Annotated in this window: 13 protein-coding genes; 8 read left to right on the top strand and 5 right to left on the bottom strand. The window is 62.3% G+C overall.

The genetic code is table 11. The features are described from left to right. Nucleotides 1-2: 2 nt before the first annotated feature. Together DW913_RS04095 and DW913_RS04090 are read left to right on the top strand one after the other, a co-directional pair. Nucleotides 3-818, top strand: a complete 816-nt coding sequence (locus tag DW913_RS04095; RefSeq protein WP_117797668.1) for an electron transfer flavoprotein subunit beta/FixA family protein — start codon at nt 3-5, stop codon at nt 816-818. After that, nucleotides 819-2,024, top strand: a complete 1,206-nt coding sequence (locus DW913_RS04090) for an electron transfer flavoprotein subunit alpha (protein ID WP_117797667.1) — start codon at nt 819-821, stop codon at nt 2,022-2,024. Here DW913_RS04090 and DW913_RS04085 read toward each other — a convergent pair. Next, nucleotides 2,021-2,833, bottom strand: coding sequence for an HD domain-containing protein (locus DW913_RS04085; RefSeq protein WP_117797666.1), 813 nt, complete (start codon nt 2,831-2,833; stop codon nt 2,021-2,023). The genes DW913_RS04090 and DW913_RS04085 overlap by 4 nt on opposite strands. Nucleotides 2,834-2,959: 126 nt before the next feature. Between DW913_RS04085 and DW913_RS04080 the strand changes: the two genes are divergently transcribed. The 4 genes from DW913_RS04080 to DW913_RS04065 all read left to right on the top strand — a co-directional run bounded on the left by DW913_RS04080 (nt 2,960) and on the right by DW913_RS04065 (nt 6,470). Next, nucleotides 2,960-3,652, top strand: a complete 693-nt coding sequence (locus DW913_RS04080; protein WP_117629653.1) for an AzlC family ABC transporter permease — start codon at nt 2,960-2,962, stop codon at nt 3,650-3,652. Beyond that, entirely contained in the window at nt 3,642-3,965 is a 324-nt protein-coding gene (locus DW913_RS04075; RefSeq protein ID WP_117797665.1) for an AzlD domain-containing protein, read from the top strand. The genes DW913_RS04080 and DW913_RS04075 overlap by 11 nt, the downstream gene beginning before the upstream one ends. 150 nt (nt 3,966-4,115) lie before the next feature. Further along, the gene (locus DW913_RS04070; protein ID WP_117797664.1) at nt 4,116-5,138 is read left to right on the top strand and encodes a 2-keto-3-deoxygluconate permease; all 1,023 of its coding nucleotides are present in this window, start codon (nt 4,116-4,118) and stop codon (nt 5,136-5,138) included. A 189-nt stretch (nt 5,139-5,327) separates the two neighbouring features. Further along, nucleotides 5,328-6,470 carry a diguanylate cyclase gene (locus DW913_RS04065; protein ID WP_158566189.1) on the top strand — a complete coding sequence of 381 codons (1,143 nt, stop codon included), beginning with the start codon at nt 5,328-5,330 and terminating at the stop codon, nt 6,468-6,470. A gap of 190 nt (nt 6,471-6,660) precedes the next feature. Here the strand turns inward: DW913_RS04065 and DW913_RS04060 are convergent, their stop codons facing one another. Together DW913_RS04060 and DW913_RS04055 are read right to left on the bottom strand one after the other, a co-directional pair. After that, entirely contained in the window at nt 6,661-7,596 is a 936-nt protein-coding gene (locus DW913_RS04060; RefSeq protein ID WP_117797662.1) for a DMT family transporter, read from the bottom strand. Between the two features lie 99 nt (nt 7,597-7,695). After that, nucleotides 7,696-11,442 carry a phosphoribosylformylglycinamidine synthase gene (locus DW913_RS04055; protein ID WP_117797661.1) on the bottom strand — a complete coding sequence of 1,249 codons (3,747 nt, stop codon included), beginning with the start codon at nt 11,440-11,442 and terminating at the stop codon, nt 7,696-7,698. 184 nt (nt 11,443-11,626) lie between these two features. Between DW913_RS04055 and DW913_RS04050 the strand changes: the two genes are divergently transcribed. Then, entirely contained in the window at nt 11,627-13,189 is a 1,563-nt protein-coding gene (locus DW913_RS04050) for a cation:proton antiporter (protein ID WP_117797660.1), read from the top strand. A 284-nt stretch (nt 13,190-13,473) separates the two neighbouring features. Here DW913_RS04050 and DW913_RS04045 read toward each other — a convergent pair whose 3' ends face one another. Together DW913_RS04045 and DW913_RS04040 are read right to left on the bottom strand one after the other, a co-directional pair. Beyond that, nucleotides 13,474-14,223, bottom strand: coding sequence for an SDR family NAD(P)-dependent oxidoreductase (locus DW913_RS04045; RefSeq protein ID WP_117645711.1), 750 nt, complete (start codon nt 14,221-14,223; stop codon nt 13,474-13,476). A 214-nt stretch (nt 14,224-14,437) separates the two neighbouring features. Next, nucleotides 14,438-15,781 carry a homoserine dehydrogenase gene (locus tag DW913_RS04040; protein WP_117797659.1) on the bottom strand — a complete coding sequence of 448 codons (1,344 nt, stop codon included), beginning with the start codon at nt 15,779-15,781 and terminating at the stop codon, nt 14,438-14,440. Between the two features lie 251 nt (nt 15,782-16,032). On the opposite strand from DW913_RS04040, the gene DW913_RS04035 reads away from it, so the two are divergent. Continuing rightward, complete coding sequence (locus tag DW913_RS04035) at nt 16,033-17,199, top strand: ABC transporter substrate-binding protein (RefSeq protein ID WP_117645705.1); 1,167 nt, start codon at nt 16,033-16,035, stop codon at nt 17,197-17,199. Nucleotides 17,200-17,234 lie beyond the last annotated feature (35 nt).

The following is a 17,234-nucleotide window of genomic DNA, read 5'->3' as shown; positions in this document are numbered from 1 at the left end:
AGATGAGTGATTTCCATATGGTGGTGTGCGTCAAGGCGGTGCCCGGAAGCACCGAGGTCAAGATGGACCCCAAGACCAATACTATCGTGCGTGATGGCAAGCAGGCGGTCATTAATCCCTTCGATGCAAGTGCTCTCGAATGTGCGCTAGCGCTGAAGGACGACTTTATCGGCTTTGGCATGGACGTGCGTGTGACGGTGGTGTCGATGGGCATCCCCGCGACCAAATCGCTGCTGCGCGACTGCATCGCCCGCGGTGCCGACGACGCGCTGCTGCTGACCGACCGAGCCTTTGCGGGCGCCGATACCCTAGCCACCACCTATGCCCTCAAATGCGGCATCGAGGCACTCGAGGAGGACTTTGACCTGATCATCTGCGGCAAGATGGCAGTGGACGGCGATACGGCCCAGATCGGCCCCGAGCTGGCCGGCGCCTTTGGGGTCCCCTGCGTGACCGACGTGAGCTGTGTGCAGAGCGCGGGATTTACGACGTGTGGCTCGCTGGCGCTCGTTCACGGCTGCGATGCCGGCGAGGAGACGGTGTGTCTTGAGATGCCGTGTGCGATGACGACTGCCAAGGAGATTGGCCAGCTGCGCATGCCGAGTATTGCCGGTATTCGCGCGGCCGAGGATGCAGACGTGCGCGTGGCCAGCGCTGCCGACGTAAACGCCGATCCTTCGCGTTGCGGCCTTGCCGGATCACCGACGCAGGTCGTGCACTCGTTTGTGCCCGACCGTGACCAAACGTGCGAGGCCGTTGAGGGAACGGCGTCCGAGCAGGCGGTAAAACTTGCCAAGATTATCGAGGGGATGGCATAGATGAGCGGGCTGATTATCGATAGCGAAGCCTGCATCGGCTGTGGTCGCTGCGTTCGCGCCTGCGCCTCGGGCGGCATTGTGGTGGAGGGTGAGCGCCCCAATCGCTGTGCCCGCGTAACCGACGGCTGTATCCTGTGCGGTGGGTGCGTCGACGCCTGCCCCGTCAACGCCATCTCGATTGAGCGCGACGAGGCCGCCGGCGCGGTAGACCTTGACGCATATCGAGACATTTGGGTCTTCGTGCAAACTGACAAGCACGATGCCGTGGCATCCGTGGCCTTCGAGCTCATGGGCAAGGGGCGCGAGCTTGCCGATGCACGCGGCTGTCGCCTGGTGGCGCTGATCGGCATAGGTTCCGAGGGCTCGCTCGAGGACCTCGAACACCTGGTTTGCGCGGGCGCCGACGAAGTCCTGGCCTGTCGCGACGAGCGCCTGCGTCAGAACGACGCGGAGGTCTACGCTCGCTTGATCTGCGATTTGGTAGCCGAGCGCAAGCCCGAGGCCATCCTGTACGGCGCGACCGCCTTTGGTCGCGAGCTGGCGCCCGGTGTGGCCGTGCGCTTGCAGACGGGCCTTACGGCCGATTGCACGGTGCTTTCGATGGATACGGAGACGGGTCTGCTGCAGCAGACGCGCCCGGCGTTTGGCGGCAACCTGATGGCCACCATTATCTGCCCCAACCACCGTCCTCAGATGGCAACGGTGCGCCCCGGCATCTTTAAGGCGCCCGAGTTTGACTATAGCCGCTCCGGCACGATTGCCCAGGTAGTGCTAGCGGATGACGTTAAGGCCCGTGTCGAGATCTCGATTCCCGCCGAGGAGTGGGGACAGCAGGCCTCAATTGCCGATGCCGAGCGTCTAGTCGTGGTGGGCCGCGGCATCGGCTCCAAGAAAAACCTACCGCTGATGCGAAAGCTTGCCGAGGCTCTGGGTGCCGAGCTTGGCTGCACGCGCCCCGTGGTGGAGGCCGGCTGGCTGGAGTATCGCCACCAAATTGGCCAGACGGGTGTATCGGTCTCGCCCAAGCTCCTCGTGAGCATCGGTGTCTCGGGCGCTATCCAGCATCTCGCCGGCATCGGTGGGGCGGAGTGCATTGTCGCCATCAATGAGGACCCGGATGCCTCCATCTTCGGTGCCGCCCGGTACAAGGTCGTCGGCGATGCCGTTGAGATCGTTGAGGAACTGCTGGCTCAGCTCGAGTGCTAAGCGCTTGCCAGCCAGCGGCGCAGCTCGTCCTTAAGGCGGCTCCAGGTTGCCTGCGCGGCGGGGTCGGTAAAGGGTCGCGTAATGCCAAAGGGCGCGTCGAGCAGGCGATAGATATCGCCTTGCTCGCGCGCCAGTGCACGGCTTGCCGGATGGACGAGCTCAAACATAAAGCAGATGAGCCCCACCAGGTAGTCCGCCGGCTCGTTGCGCTCTTCACGCGCGACGCAGCGATGCTCGTCAAAGGCGGTAAGCGCCGGTGTCGAGAAGTGGCTGGCGAGAAACGTGTCCTCATCCACCTTGAGGATGGTGTCGACGGTGCTGTCGGCGATGGTGCGCATAATGTCGATCTTGTCGCCATCGCGCACGATATCGCAGAAGCGCCGCGTGCGCTCGTCGAGCTGCGCGGGTAGACGGAAATCGCTGTGATAGGCAATGCTCGCTCGGATGAGCTCATCTTCTGCCGGGTCATCGATAAAGTCGCGGACGCTCGTCACGGCGGGTGCATCGGCGGGATTCTCGCCAAAGAGGACCTCGATGCCCAGCGCTGCATGGCCCATGCTCTCGGCGTCCTTAAAGGTGTCCCAGCGTCGCAGCTGCTCAAAGCGGCCTATATCGTGCAGCAGGCCGCAAAGCCATGCCAAGTCAATATCATCTGACGACCAGCCCTGCTCGCGCGCTACGGCATCGCATGCCTCGGCCACGTGGTACGTATGCTCGATTTTGAGCGCGATGCGTGGGTTGGTGGCGTCGTAGGCATCGGTGTAGCTTTTGAAGGCTGCGCGCGCCCGGTCTCGATCGATAGCTGTCATAATGACTTCCTAAAAAGTTGTGTCTTTCGATCCGGTGGCAATTGTAGGTGAACTCGGTTGCTGTCGGATGATGATTCTGCCGTATCGCTACATGCGGCTCGGAGACCTTGTCAGGATGAGAAGCGTATGGTGCTCAAAATCGTTAGAACCGTCTGGCCGGTGATGCTTACCTATGTTGCAATAGGCGCGCCGTGCGGAATGATCATGGGGCAGACGGGAATGGAACCCTGGATGGTCTTTGCCCTGAGCAGCACGTTTGTGACGGGCAGCGGCCAGTTTATGATCTGCAACCTGTGGCTGGCGGGCGTGCCTGCAGCATCGATCGTCGCGAGCGTTGCTGCCATCTCCTCGCGCTTTGCGCTTTACTCGGCATCGATCGCGCCGCATCTGACGGGTGCCTCGAAGCGTCAGACGCTGGCTGTTGCCGCGACACTTACCGAGGAGGCATATGGCATCTCGCTTGCCAAGTTGGTTGAAGGGGAGGATTGGGGCCCGCGCGAGTCCTTCGTGCTCAACGTGATTCTCATCGCAACATGGGGCGTTTCGTGTACGATGGGCGCCATCGTAGGCGCCGTTGTCGATGTTCCCACCGCCATTGCAGCCTTTGTCTGCACCTCGCTCTTTATCTGCCTGCTCTTTTCGCAGCGGCTGTCGCGCGGCAACGTTGTCGCGGCGGTTTCGGGCGCGGTGTCCGTCGCCGTATGCAAGTTCTTGGGCCTCACGAATATTGCCGTGCCGGCAAGCGTCGTGGCCGGCATTGCCATTGCGTTGGCGTGCGATGCTGTATTTGACGGAAGAGGTGCCCGCGATGCCCGTTAACGAGTTCTTGGTTCTGTGGCTGTCGTCGTGGGCTGCTATCGCGTTCTTTCGCATCGCGCCGGCGCTCGCCTTGCGCGGGCGGACCCTGTCGCCCCGCATTACCGAGGCCCTGGGCTATATCCCGCCCGCCGCCTTTGCCGCGCTGGTCGCCAACGACTTGGTGAGCCCCGGCGCGTTCGACGCGGGACTCTGGCCTGCCTTGGTTCCCTGGATTGCGGCCGCCGGCGTCGTGGTCGTGGCGGTCAAGACAAAATCGATGCTGTGGTGCTGCGTCTCGGGCATCGTACTCTATATTGTCTTGAGCCTTATATAGGGGTGGCGTCGCGGGCGCCGAATCTCGTTCCATCCCAACTCGTCGGATTTTTCACCGAGCTGGTCTATTTCTTCTGGTACCATGGTCAAACTTTACTGTAGCAAAGCGTGACGTGGGCTTTTGTACCCCGTCAGCGGAAATGGGGGTTTCATGGCACAGGAAGCGACCGCCAACGAGCAAAAGAAATTCAAGGTCCCGCGCATCCCGGGCGACATCATGATCTATCCGATGATCGTCGGTCTTTTGCTCAACACCTTCTGCCCGCAGGTTTTTGAGATCGGCGGCTTCTTTACGGCTGCCTGCCGCGGTGGCTCCAATACCATCGTCGCCGCGATCCTGCTGTTTGTGGGCGCCGGCATCAGCTTTAAGTCCACGCCGGGTGCCATCAAGACCGGTATCGTCGTGCTGATCCCCAAGCTGGTCGTCGCAGCGGCTCTCGGCCTGGGCGTGGCATATTTCTTTAACGACAACTTCCTGGGTCTGAGCTCCGTGTCTATCATCGGCGGCATCACGTTTTGCAACATGGCGCTCTATACGGGCATCATGGGCGAGTTCGGCGATGAGTCCGAGCAGGGCGCCGTCGGTATCCTGTTCTTTACGGCTGGCCCCGCCGTCACGATGATCATCCTCGGTGTTTCCGGCCTCGCCAACATTCCCATTGGCACCATTATCGGCTCCATCTTGCCACTCGTTATCGGCATGGTTCTGGGCAACCTGTTCCCGTTTATCAAGAACCTGCTGGTTCCCGGTGCCAATCCCGCGATTGCCGTCATCGGATTTCAGCTCGGTGCGTCCATGAGCCTGTCGAGCTTTATCACCGGCGGTATTTCCGGCATCTTGCTGGGCCTTGTCACGCTGTTTGTCGTCGGTCCCATCACCTTTGCGTTCGAGCGTCTGTGCGGCGGCAATGGCAAGGCCGCTGTGGCTTGCTCCACCATTGCCGGCACGGCTATGACCACGCCGGTTGCTCTTGCTGAGGTCGCGCCGCGCTATGCCGAGCTTGCGCCCACCGCGTATGCGCAGATCGCCACCGCCGTCATCATCACGGCCATCATGGCCCCGATTCTGACCGGCTGGGTCGATAAGAAGTTCTGCCACGGCGAAGAGGATCTGTCGGTCGAAGGCGTCGAGGCTATTGAGGAGGCCGTCGCGACCGACATCGACGGCGAGTAATCGTCGACGCGAGTCAATCAAGCCGGCGTGTGCAATTCGCGCCGTATGGGCGCCCGAACGAGAGCTGTCTTGCAGTGGCGTTCGGGCGCTCTGCTATTATTCCCTATACCCCTGCGGAGTAGGGGTGTTTATTGCCCAGGCACGAATCGGGCGATTCTGACCACTTGGATATTGAAGGGATGGCGTCTAGTGGTTAAGGCACTCAAGATTGAGATATTCGTGCTATGCATGATTGTTCTTATCGGGCTTGCCGTGCGAAGTCGTCGCTCCTTGTTCTCGAGTACCCAGCAGCTATTGTTTAGCATGCTTGGCTACACCTCTGCCGCGTACATATTATTCGATATGATCTGGACGCTTTCGGACGGTGTGGACGGCACGTTGGGCATTGCTGCCAACTGGATTTCCAACGCGGTTTCGTTTTCGCTCTTTGCTATCGCGTGTCTCATTTGGTTTATCTATTCCGAGACGGTGCAGGGTTCTCGCCTTTTGACCTCGCGCTATAGGGTGGTGCTTGTAGCGTTGCCTACGGCTCTGGTGGTCGTGCTGGCGTTTACCAGTTACTGGACGCATGCCCTGTTCTATATCGATTCGCAGGGCGTGTATCGTCGCGGTTTTGCCTATATGATCCAGCCCATCGTCAGCTACTGTTACGTTATACATACGTCCCTGCATGCATTTGTGCAATCTCGCAGGGTCGAGAGCCTGCAGACGAAGGCCATCTATCGAACCTTGGCATTTTTCGCCATTCCGGCCCTGGTGGGCGGTACCTTTCAGGTCGTATACTCGGTGCCCGGCCTTTGTGTCGGCATAATGATTAGCATGTTGCTGCTCTACATCATCTACCAGGAGCAGCTCATCTCGACCGACCCGTTGACTGGACTTAACAATCGCAACCGTTTTGAGACCTATATGCTGTCGCTCTTCTCAAATGTGGATCAGGCCGAAGATGTATATCTGCTTATGATGGACGCCGACGGCTTTAAGCAGATTAACGATCGCTATGGGCATGTGGAGGGCGACCACGCTCTTCAGGTCATATCCGCTGCGCTCAAAGAAGTCTGCTCGGCGTCTGGCGGCTTTATCGCACGTTATGGTGGCGATGAGTTCGTGGTGCTCCAAAAGGCAGTGGCGGAACAGGATATCATGCATCTGTGCGCGACAATCAACGATGAGCTCGCGCGCGCCGAGGTTCCGTATCTGTTGCGGATGTCCATCGGCTACGCACGGGTTGGTGATGGCGTCGATACCTGGCAAGACTTGCTTCGTGCTGCCGACGCGGAGCTCTACCGCGTAAAGCGCGAGAAGAAGAAAGCCGGCGTTCAGATACGCTAGGAAAAGGGGCACACGACCGTTGCGATGGTCGTGCGCTCCTTTTGCGTTTGTGGGGGCCACCGGTCATAATGCCCAGGCGCGGTGCGGCAAGACGGGCGTCTGCCGCCGCGACTCGGTGCGAAATCAACGAGAACCAGTGCATTCCATTAAGCTAAAGTGTGTGAAGGTTCTCCCTAAAAAGGTGAGCTCTCTAGGCTTTTTTGGGTTTGTTGACGATGATGATGCCGCTGCAGACCAAGAGCAGGGCAACGATGACAGTAACGGGGCTCGTGCCGGCGCCCTCGCCAAGCAGCAGTGCGCTCAGCAGTACGCCAAAGACCGGGTTCATAAATCCAAAGACCGAGACGCGGCTGACGGGGTTGACGGCAAGCAGGCGCGACCACAGCGAGTAGGCGACCGCGGAGATAAGCGCCATGTAGATGATGAGCACGATGGCGGGGACAATCGCTGTGGGGGAGAGCGCGCTACCCATCAAAAAGCCGATGGCGGTGAGGACCAGGCCGCCGACCAAGAACTGCCACCCGGCAAGCAAGACGCCGTCGTGCTTGCGCGAGAAGATGCCGATCAGGCAGGTCGAAAGAGCACCCGCGACAGTGGAGGCTAGGATAAAGCCCTCGCCATCGAGCCTGAAGCCAAAGGTGCCATCTGCGCCCGAGAGGTTGACGAGCGCGACGCCGGCAAAGCCCAGCGCACAGCCAAGCACCTTGGCCGTATTGAGCTTCTCGGTGTGAAATGCCAGGGCGGCAAAGAGGATTGCGAGGAAGTTGGCGCTGGCCTCGATGATGGAGCTCGACATGGCGCTGGCGCGCGAGAGTCCCAGGTAGAAAAAGAAGTACTGGCCGATAGTCTGGAAGAGCGACAACGTGAGGATGGGCTTGATGTCGCGCGCTTGCGGAACGAGCGGACGACGCTGGGCCACGCTCATGCCAACAATGACCAGCATGCCGGCAAGGGTGAAGCGTAGACCCGCGAAGAGCAGCTGCGAGGCGCTATCGTGCGCGGGGATGCCGAAGAGGCCGTAGCCGATCTTGATGCAGGGAAAGGCCGATCCCCAGAGCGCGCAGCAAACGAGGCAGCCCAGGATGAGTCCGGGCAGGGTGGCGAGATACGGCTTGCGGCTTTCCATGATGTCCTTCCTATGTGCGCGAAGCAAAAAAGAACCCGCCACCGGGAGTGCCGGTGGCGGGTGATGTTACCCGAGGGGATTGTACCCGATGGGATAGCTTTAAGCGAAGTAGGCCACGCCGCTTTCAAAGATCGGCATGAACTTATCGCCGGGGACATGCTCGGGCACGTTGCGGTACAGGTTGTCGCCGCGACGCTCGGCGTGGCCCATCTTGCCTAGGACGCGGCCGTCGGGGCTCGTGATGCCCTCGATGGCGAGTGCAGAGCCGTTGGGGTTGACGGAAAGATCCATGCTGGGCTTGCCGTCCTCGCCCACGTACTGCGTGGCGACCTGGCCGTTGGCGATAAGCTGGGCGAGCACCTCGTCGTTAGCGACGAAGCGGCCCTCGCCGTGACTGATGGCGACGGTGTAGGGGTCGTCCAGGCTGCACTGCGACAGCCACGGGGACAGGTTGGACGAGATGCGGGTGCGCACCAGGCGGCTCTGATGGCGACCGATGGTGTTGAACGTCAGCGTGGGCGCATCGGGCGTGGCGTCGACGATGTCGCCGTAGGGCACCAGGCCGAGCTTGACCAGAGCCTGGAAGCCGTTGCAGATGCCCAGCATCAGGCCGTCGCGGGCCTTGAGCAGGTCGCGGACCGCTTCGGTGACCTCGGGAGCGCGGAAGAACGCCGTGATGAACTTGGCGGAGCCGTCGGGCTCGTCGCCGCCCGAGAAGCCGCCGGGGATCATGACAATCTGGCTTGCACGGATGCGACGGGCAAGCTCGTGGGTGCTCTCGGCGACGGCCTCGGGCGTGAGGTTGTTGATCACGAAGGTGTCGGCTTCGGCACCGGCGGCACGGAAGGCGCGGGCGCTGTCGTACTCGCAGTTGTTGCCGGGGAACACGGGGATGATCACGCGCGGGCGGGCGATCTTGGCGCCGCCGTACACGTGGATGTCCTTGGCGCGGAAGTCGATGGTCTCGACCTCGGGGGTCTCGCCGGCGCTGCGGTAGGCGAAGACGCCCTCGATGCCGCTCTCCCAGGCCTCCTGGAGCTCGGCGAGCTCGATGACCTCGGAGCCGGTGTCGATGACATAGCCCTCGACGGTGGTACCCAGGGGCTCGACGACAACGCCGTCGGCGACCTCGGGCAGCTCGGCGTCATCGGCGAGCTCGACGATAAAGCTGCCGTAGAGCGGGGTGAAGAGGCTCTCCACGTCCACGTCCTCGGCTAGCTCGATGCCGATCTGGTTGCCGACGCACATCTTAAAGAGGCTCTCGGCGCCACAGCCGTAGCCGGGCGTGGAGACGGCCAGAGCGTTGCCGTTGGCGGTGAGCGCCTCGACGGCGTCAAACGCGGCGAGCAGCTGCTGAGCGTCGGGGCGGTAGTCCTCACCATAGGTGGCGGGGGCGATGCGCACGACGCGATGCGTCAGACCCTTGAACTCGGGCGAGACGGCACGGGCGGCCTTACCAACGGCAACAGCGAAGCTGATCAGGGTCGGCGGAACGTTGAGCTCACCGGCCTCGTCCTCAAACGAACCACTCATGGAGTCCTTGCCGCCGATGGCGCCGGCACCCAGGTCGACCTGAGCCATGAGGGCGCCCAGGACGGCTGCCGTGGGCTTGCCCCAGCGCTCGGCCTCGGTGCGCAGACGCTCGAAGTACTCCTGGAAGGAGAGGTAGGCGCGCTTGTGCTCAAAGCCGGCGGCAACGAGCTTGGCGATGGACTCGACCACGGACAGGTAGGCGCCGGCAAACTGGTCGGCTTCCATCAAGTAGGGGTTGAAGCCCCATGCCATGGCGCTTGCCGTGGTGGTCTCGCCGTCCACGGGGAACTTGGCGACCATGGCCGAGCTCGGGGTGAGCTGCGTCTTGCCGCCAAAGGGCATGAGCACGGTTGCGGCACCGATGGTGGAGTCGAAGCGCTCGGAAAGGCCCTTGTTAGAGGCGACGTTAAGATCGGTGACGAGCGAGGTCATGCGCTCGGCGAGCGTGGTGCCGGCCCAGCTGGGCTGCCACACGCTACGGGCGCACACGTGGGCGACCTGGTGCTTGGGCGCGCCGTTGGAGTTGAGGAACTCGCGGGACAGGTCGACGATGGCGACGCCGTTCCAGGCCATGCGCATGCGCGGCTCGGCGGTGACCTCGGCGATAACGGTCGCCTCGAGGTTCTCCTCGGCGGCGTAGCCCATGAACTCCTCGACGTCACCGTCGGCGACGGCGCAGGCCATGCGCTCCTGGGACTCGGAGATAGCGAGCTCGGTGCCGTCCAGGCCGTCGTACTTCTTGGTCACGGTGTCCAGGTCGACATACAGGCCGTCGGCAAGCTCACCCACGGCGACCGAGACGCCGCCGGCGCCAAAGTCGTTGCAGCGCTTGATCAGGCGGCAGGCGTCGCCGCGGCGGAACAGACGCTGCAGCTTGCGCTCGACCGGGGCGTTGCCCTTCTGGACCTCGGCGCCCGAGGTCTCGATGGACTCGGTGTTCTGGGTTTTGGATGAGCCGGTGGCACCGCCGATGCCGTCACGGCCGGTGCGGCCACCCAAAAGGATGATCTTGTCGGTGGGGGCGGGGCACTCGCGGCGTACGTGGTTTGCCGGGGTAGCGCCCACGACGGCACCGACCTCCATGCGCTTGGCCACGTAGCCGGGGTGATAGAGCTCGTTGACCTGGCCGGTGGCAAGGCCGATCTGGTTGCCGTAGCTGGAGTAGCCGGCGGCAGCGGTGGTTACGAGCTTGCGCTGCGGCAGCTTGCCCTCGAGCGTCTCGGACACGGGGACGGTGGGGTCGCCGGCGCCGGTGACACGCATGGCCTGGTACACGTAGCTGCGGCCCGAGAGCGGGTCGCGGATGGCGCCGCCCACGCAGGTGGCGGCACCGCCGAAGGGCTCGATCTCGGTCGGGTGGTTGTGGGTCTCGTTCTTAAAGAGGAACAGCCAGTCCTGGTCCTCGCCATCGACATCGACCTTCACCTTGACGGTGCAGGCGTTGATCTCCTCGGACTCGTCGACATCGGTCATGACGCCGGTCTTCTTAAGGTACTTGGCGCCGATGGTGCCCATGTCCATGAGGCAGACGGGCTTGGCGTCGCGACCGAGCTCGTGGCGCATTTCCATGTAGCGGTCGAAGGCCTGCTGCACCACGGCGTCGTCGATCGTCACGTCGTCCAGGACGGTGCCGAAGGTGGTGTGGCGGCAGTGATCGGACCAGTAGGTGTCGATCACGCGGATCTCGGTGATGGTGGGGTCGCGATCCTCATCGCGGAAGTACTGCTGGCAGAAGGCGATGTCCGCCTCGTCCATGGCAAGACCGCGCTCGGAGATAAAGGCGGCAAGGCCGGCCTCGTCGAGCTCGCGGAAGCCGTCGAGCACCTCGACGGGCGCAGGCTCGGGGGTCTCCATGTACAGTGTCTTGGGCAGGTCGAGCGAGGCGATGCGCGCCTCGACGGGGTTCACCACGTAGTGCTTGATGGCCTCGACGGCGGCTTCGTCCAGAGCGCCCGAGATCATATAGACCTTGGCGGAGCGCACGGCGGGGCGCTCGCCCTGGCTGATGAGCTGCACGCACTCGCTGGCGGAGTCGGCGCGCTGGTCAAACTGGCCAGGCAGGAATTCGACGGCAAAGACGGCGCCGTCGCTTGCGGGGAGCTCGTCGTAGGTCACATCGACCTGGGGCTCGCTAAAGACGGTCGGCACGCAGGAGCGGAAAAGCTCCTCGTCGATGCCCTCGACGTCGTAGCGGTTGATGATCCTCAGGGCCTCGATGCCCTTGATGCCGAGAATCTCGGTCAGCTCGCCCTTGAGCTGCTGGGCCTCGACGTCGAACCCGGGTTTCTTCTCCACGTAGATACGAGAGACCATTGGTTCCTGCCTTCCTGATCGGTTGGGCGTACGGTACGGTATGCGGCAGCGGTCGGTTTGCGGGGTCTGCCCTGCGGTCGCCTTGAGCCACATGTTTGTAAACCTCACTATGATACGACAGCTCGCGGCGCGTTGAGGACGGCGAGGGTGCTACAGTGAAGCGCAAACAAGAGAAAGGCATCACATGGCATTCGTTTCGCTCGCCATCATCGCACTCGTGGCCTTTGCGAGTCCTTTTATCGCCTCGGCGATTCCTGGAAAACCCGTTCCCGAGACGGTCTTTTTGCTCGTGCTCGGCGCGGTGCTGGGACCCCATATGCTCGGCGTCATCCATGTAGATGCCGAGGTCTCGCTCGTGTCCGAGCTCGGTCTGGCCTTTTTGTTCCTGCTTGCCGGCTTTGAGATCGACCCCAAGAGCATCACGGGCGTCGAGGGACGCTACGGTTTGGCGACGTGGGTCGTCACGCTTGGTATCGCCTGGCTCGCCGTGCGCTTTACCCCGTGGTTCTCGGTCAGCCATTTCGACGGTATCGCCGTGACGCTTGCCCTCACTTCGACGGCGCTCGGCACGCTCGTGCCCATCATGCGTGAGCGTTCGCTCGCCGGCACACGCGTGGGCGACTCGATTCTCGCGTATGGCACCTGGGGCGAACTTGGGCCCGTGCTTGCTATGTCGGTGCTGCTGTCTGCCCGCACTGGCATTCAAACGCTTGTAATCCTTGGCTTGTTTGCGGTGGTTTGCGTGTTGCTGGCCGTGGTCCCAAGCCGCTCCAAGCGCGTCGGCAGCCGCTTCTTTGCGTTTGTCGAGGAACGCGCCGATACCACGTCACAGACCTTCGTGCGCCTGACGGTGCTCATCCTGGTCACACTCGTGGCGTTCTCGGCCGTCTTTGATCTCGACATCGTGTTGGGTTCTTTTGCCGCCGGCTTTGTCTTGCGCTATATCATCCCCGAGGGCAACCATACGCTCGAGACCAAGCTTGACGGCCTGGCCTACGGCTTTTTGATTCCGGTGTTCTTTACCGTGTCGGGCGCAAAGATCGACCTGACGGCCGTGGCGTCGCGCCCGGGCTTGCTCGCGGGCTTTATCGTGGCGTTGTTGATCATTCGCGCGGTGCCCATTCTTATCTCTATGAGCATTTGTCCTGCGACGCGCGATGTGTCGGCGTACGGTCGCATTACCGTTGCCCTGTACTGCACCACGGCGCTGCCGATCATCGTTGCCGTGACGAGCGTTGCCGTCAACGCGGGTGCGCTGTCGCAAGACATCGCGTCGGTTATGGTTGCCGCCGGCGCCATCACGGTGTTCTTGATGCCGCTGCTCGCGCAGCTCTTCTACCGCGTGGTGGATGCTGCGCCGGTCGCCGCCGTGGCAGAGGTTGCCGAGCATCCATCCGATGCGCTCGACATCTTGCGCGCCCACCACGACCTAGCGAGCTTGCTCGCGCGCGAGCACGAGCTGCTGACCTCGCATGGCCATGGTCGCGTATTCGAGGGCCTGCCTACGCTCGATACGATTGCCGAGCGTCTTTCCGCCGAGGCAGCGAGCGGCCACATCGATGCCCGCATCGTGGACGCGGCGCACCTGCTTGCCGATAAGACCTATGGAGACGAGGTCGACCCGTCCGAGCTGACTCCGCGTGAGCGCCGCCGCCTGGAGCGCGCCAAGCTCGCTGTGCGCGAATACCGCCGTCGCATGCTGGAGCTCTATGCGCGCGAAGAAGCCGAAGACGACGACGGTAAGTAGTCGATACTTTCTCGGGGAAGCCGCGTCCCGCTTTGAAGGCTCGGAACGGGATGTGGTTTCCGAAACGGGGGCCGTTGGGAAGCTGTGTCCCGGAATGGGCGCTCAGAGTGGGATGCAGTTTCCGCAAGGAGGTCCTGGGGGAAACCGTGCCCCGTTCTGATCCGAAATACTGGGACATAGTTTCCCTTTCATAACAGGAGAAGGCGCGCTGTCTGCAGTTGATTCAGACGGCGCGCCTTTTTGGTTGAGCTATGTTGAAGCTTGAAGCCAAAGCTTGTGGCTCCTTAGGAGCGGGCGGCTCCGTCGACGGGGAGCACGGCGCCCGTGACATAGGAGGACATGTCGCTCGCCAGGAAAACAAAGGCGTTGGCGACATCCTCGGGCTCGCCCATGCGACCCAGCGGAATGGTGGCGATGATGGGCTTGATGACCTCTTCGGGCAGGTTGGCGACCATGTCGGTCTTAGTCACGCCGGGGGCGACGGCGTTGACGCGGATGCCCATGGGAGCGAGCTCGCGCGAGAGCGACTGGACCATACCGTTGACGGCAAACTTGGACGTGGGGTAACCGACGCCGGAGGGCTGGCCGTACTTGGCGACCATCGAGCTTGTGGTAGTGATGGTGCCGCCGTGGCCGGCCTCGGTCATGATCTTGGCGGCAGCCTGGTGGCCATTAAAGACGGCGACGACGTTAAGGTCCATGACCTTTGCGAACTCCTCGGCCGTGTAGTCCAAGAGGGGTGAACGCTGGGAGATACCGGCATTGTTGACGACCGTGTCCAAGCCGCCCATGTCGGCTGCAGTCTGCGTAAAGGCCTCAGTCACGGCCTCGAGCGAGGTGAGATCGCAGGAGCGACCCCAGACCTTGGCGTCGGGATAGGCGGCTGTCAGCTTCTCAACGGCCGTGTCGGCAGTCTCTTGGCGCGAGCCAAAGACGGTGACGGCAGCGCCTTCCTCGATAAAACGGCAGGCGATGGCATAGCCGATACCGCGTGTGCCTCCGGTGATGATTGCTTTCTTGCCCTCGAGCAACATGGTGCTTCCTCTCATCGCGGGCGGACATTCGCAACACAGCGTAGCCGTAACCGGAATCGGCCGTGTTTGCATATCGGTGAACGGTAGCCCGCGTTACCGATGAGCGGCTCGCGCAAATGTGCTCTGCCGTTGTGCTTAGGGCAGGAGACAAAAGGGCTCCCGTCCCACATCGGACGGGAGCCCTCAAAGCGTGTATTGCTAGGCGAGCGTTGAGTTAGTTGGCCATAACGCCTTCGATCCAGGCCTCGACGTCCTCGATGCGCAGGACGTTGGCGACCTCGGCCACGCAGTCGACGCTGGCAAGCTCGGCGGCGGCAGCCTGAACGTCCTTCTCGAGCGCGCGGTGCGTCAGGAAGATAACCGAGCAGGCATCGCTGACGCCCGACTTGCCGTCCTCGACCTGGTTGATGAGCGAGATCGAGATGTTGTGCTTGGCAAAGATGTCGACCGTCTCGGACAGGGCGCCCACGCGGTCGGCGACCTTCAGGCGCACATAGTACTTGGTCTGGAGCTCGTCCATGGGCTTAAAGGTGAGGTTGTGGCCATAGGGCTCAATCTCGGGCAGCGGAGCCACGCCGCGGCTGATCTGCTCGGAGAGCGACAGGATATCGCCCACGACGGCGCTCGCGGTGGGGAAGGAGCCTGCGCCCGCGCCGTAGAACATGGTCTCGCCCACGGCGTCGCCTACCACGTAGACGGCGTTCATGGCGCCGTTGACCTTGGCGAGCATATGGTCTGCGGGGATCAGCGTGGGATGCACGCGAACGTCGACGCCAGCGTCGGTGTTGCGGGCGATGCCGAGCAGTTTGATGGTGTAGCCGAGCTCGCGGGCCTGGGCGATGTCCTCGGCGCCGATGGTGCGGATACCCTGCTGGTACACATCATCGGTGGTAACGCGGGTGCCAAAGCCGATGGAGGCGAGGATGGCCGTCTTGCTGGCGGCATCGAAGCCGTCGACGTCGGCGGACGGGTCGGCCTCGGCATAGCCCTTAGCCTGTGCGTCGGCGAGCACGTCAGCGTAATCGGCGCCCTCGGCGTCCATGCGCGACAGGATGTAGTTGGTGGTGCCGTTGAGGATGCCGGCGATGGTCAGGATCTTGTTACCCACCAGGTCGTGCTCGAGTGTGCTGACAATGGGGATGCCGCCACCGCAGCTGGCCTCGCACTTAATCTGCACGCCGCACGCACGCGCCTTCTCGGCAAGCGTCTCGACATGGCGGCCCAGCAGGGCCTTGTTGGCGGAGACGACATGCTTGCCGTTCTCGAAGGCAGTGGTGAAGATCTCGGTTGCGGGATGCTCGCCACCAATCAGCTCGACGACGATGTCGACGGCGGGGTCGGTGACGACATCGTGCCAGTCGCTCGTAAAGGCCTCGCGCTCAATGCCTGCCGCCTCGGCCTGCTCCCAAGCAAGCGCGCAGGCGCGGGTCAGCTTAAGGTCGATGCCGTAGGCTGCCAGGTACTCATCGTGGTGGCTCTTGATCAGACGGGCCACGCCGCCGCCGACGGTTCCCAGACCGATCAGACCGACGTTCACGGTGCGCAGGGGTTCGCTCATAGATAACTCCTTCGTGCATCTTATGGATGGATAAACCGCTTAAAGGTTGAGTGCATTCTAGCGTGAACCGGGGGCGCGTGCTCGCCAGGCAACAGGAGCCGCACAAAACGGCACCCCCGAAACGCTGCGGAAACATTGGAAACACGCTCGCTACAAACGGACTTCCGTAACAAACTGTCAACGTTTGCGCCATAAGGTTTGCCCTGTACCGCAAGACGGCCGCACCGCGGCCAGCGAAAAAGGGGGACACCATGTTCAACATCAACAGCACGCTCAGCCGTAGGAACTTTCTCGCCGGCGCTGCGGCGCTCGGCAGCACCGCCGCACTCGCTGGTTGCTCGTCGGGTGGCTCGGACGGCGGCACCGCCGATGACGGCAAGACCTTCAAGATCGGTGTCATCGGCCCTCTGACCGGCGCCGCGGCAACCTATGGCGTTTCGGCCGAGAAGGGTGCCAAGCTTGCCGCCAAGGATTTCTCGACCAAGGACTTCAAACTCTCGCTTAAGTCCGAGGATGACGTCGCCGACGGCGAGAAGGCTATCAACGCCTTCAATACCCTGTGCGACTGGGGCATGCAGGCTCTCGTCGGCCCCGTCACGACTGGTGCCGCCGTCGCTGTCTCGGGCGAGATCGCCGACGATATGCTCATGGTCACGCCCTCTGCTTCGTCCCTCGACGTCACCAAGGACAAGACCACGATTTTCCAGGTTTGCTTTACCGACCCCACCATGGGCGCGAGTGCTGCCAAGTTTTTGGCCGAGAAGTATGCAGACGCCAAGATCGCCCTGTTCTACAACTCCGGCGATACGTACAGCTCGGGTGTTGCCGATGCCTTTGCCGAGCAGGCCAAGGAGTCCAAACTTGATATCGTCGATACCGAGACCTTTAAGGACGACTCCTCCACGAGCTTTACCAACCAGCTCACCAAGGCCAAGGAGGCCGGCGCCACGCTCATCTTTGCGCCGATCTACTACACGCCGGCGTCCGTTTTGCTCAAGAACGCCAAGGACATGGGATACGACATGACCCTCATGGGTACCGACGGCATGGACGGCCTGCTCTCCGTTGAGGGCTTCGACACCTCCCTTGCCGAGGGCGTGCTGCTCATGACCCCGTTCTCTGCCGACGATGAGAAGAACGCCGACTTTGTCAAGGCATATAAGGACGCCTACGACGAGACGCCCAACCAGTTTGCCGCCGATGCCTATGACTGCGTCCATGCGATTGTCGAGGCTATCGATAAGGCAGACATCGATATTACGGCCGACGGCGCCGACATTGCCGGCGATCTTGCCAAGGCCATGCGCAAGATCAAGATCGAGGGCCTGACGGGCGAGCTCACGTGGAACGACGAGGGCCAAGTCGAGAAGCCCGCTACAGCCTATGTGATCCAGGACGGCAAGTACATCGCCGCCTAAGTGCGTATAAAGCGCTACCGGTGAGGCCGTTTTAA

It is taken from the genome of Collinsella sp. AM42-18AC (assembly GCF_003467965.1).
Taxonomy (GTDB): Bacteria; Actinomycetota; Coriobacteriia; order Coriobacteriales; family Coriobacteriaceae; genus Collinsella.
The sequence above is the reverse complement of the archived record's forward strand: the minus strand, read 5'-3'. Positions and strand labels throughout refer to the sequence as shown.

Coding starts and splice junctions, on each gene's coding strand:
- DW913_RS04095 (WP_117797668.1), top strand. CDS start 3: ATGAGTGATTTCCATATGGTGGTGTGCGTCAAGGCGGTGCCCGGAAGC.
- DW913_RS04090 (WP_117797667.1), top strand. CDS start 819: ATGAGCGGGCTGATTATCGATAGCGAAGCCTGCATCGGCTGTGGTCGC.
- DW913_RS04085 (WP_117797666.1), bottom strand. CDS start 2,833: ATGACAGCTATCGATCGAGACCGGGCGCGCGCAGCCTTCAAAAGCTAC.
- DW913_RS04080 (WP_117629653.1), top strand. CDS start 2,960: ATGGTGCTCAAAATCGTTAGAACCGTCTGGCCGGTGATGCTTACCTAT.
- DW913_RS04075 (WP_117797665.1), top strand. CDS start 3,642: ATGCCCGTTAACGAGTTCTTGGTTCTGTGGCTGTCGTCGTGGGCTGCT.
- DW913_RS04070 (WP_117797664.1), top strand. CDS start 4,116: ATGGCACAGGAAGCGACCGCCAACGAGCAAAAGAAATTCAAGGTCCCG.
- DW913_RS04060 (WP_117797662.1), bottom strand. CDS start 7,596: ATGGAAAGCCGCAAGCCGTATCTCGCCACCCTGCCCGGACTCATCCTG.
- DW913_RS04055 (WP_117797661.1), bottom strand. CDS start 11,442: ATGGTCTCTCGTATCTACGTGGAGAAGAAACCCGGGTTCGACGTCGAG.
- DW913_RS04050 (WP_117797660.1), top strand. CDS start 11,627: ATGGCATTCGTTTCGCTCGCCATCATCGCACTCGTGGCCTTTGCGAGT.
- DW913_RS04045 (WP_117645711.1), bottom strand. CDS start 14,223: ATGTTGCTCGAGGGCAAGAAAGCAATCATCACCGGAGGCACACGCGGT.
- DW913_RS04040 (WP_117797659.1), bottom strand. CDS start 15,781: ATGAGCGAACCCCTGCGCACCGTGAACGTCGGTCTGATCGGTCTGGGA.
- DW913_RS04035 (WP_117645705.1), top strand. CDS start 16,033: ATGTTCAACATCAACAGCACGCTCAGCCGTAGGAACTTTCTCGCCGGC.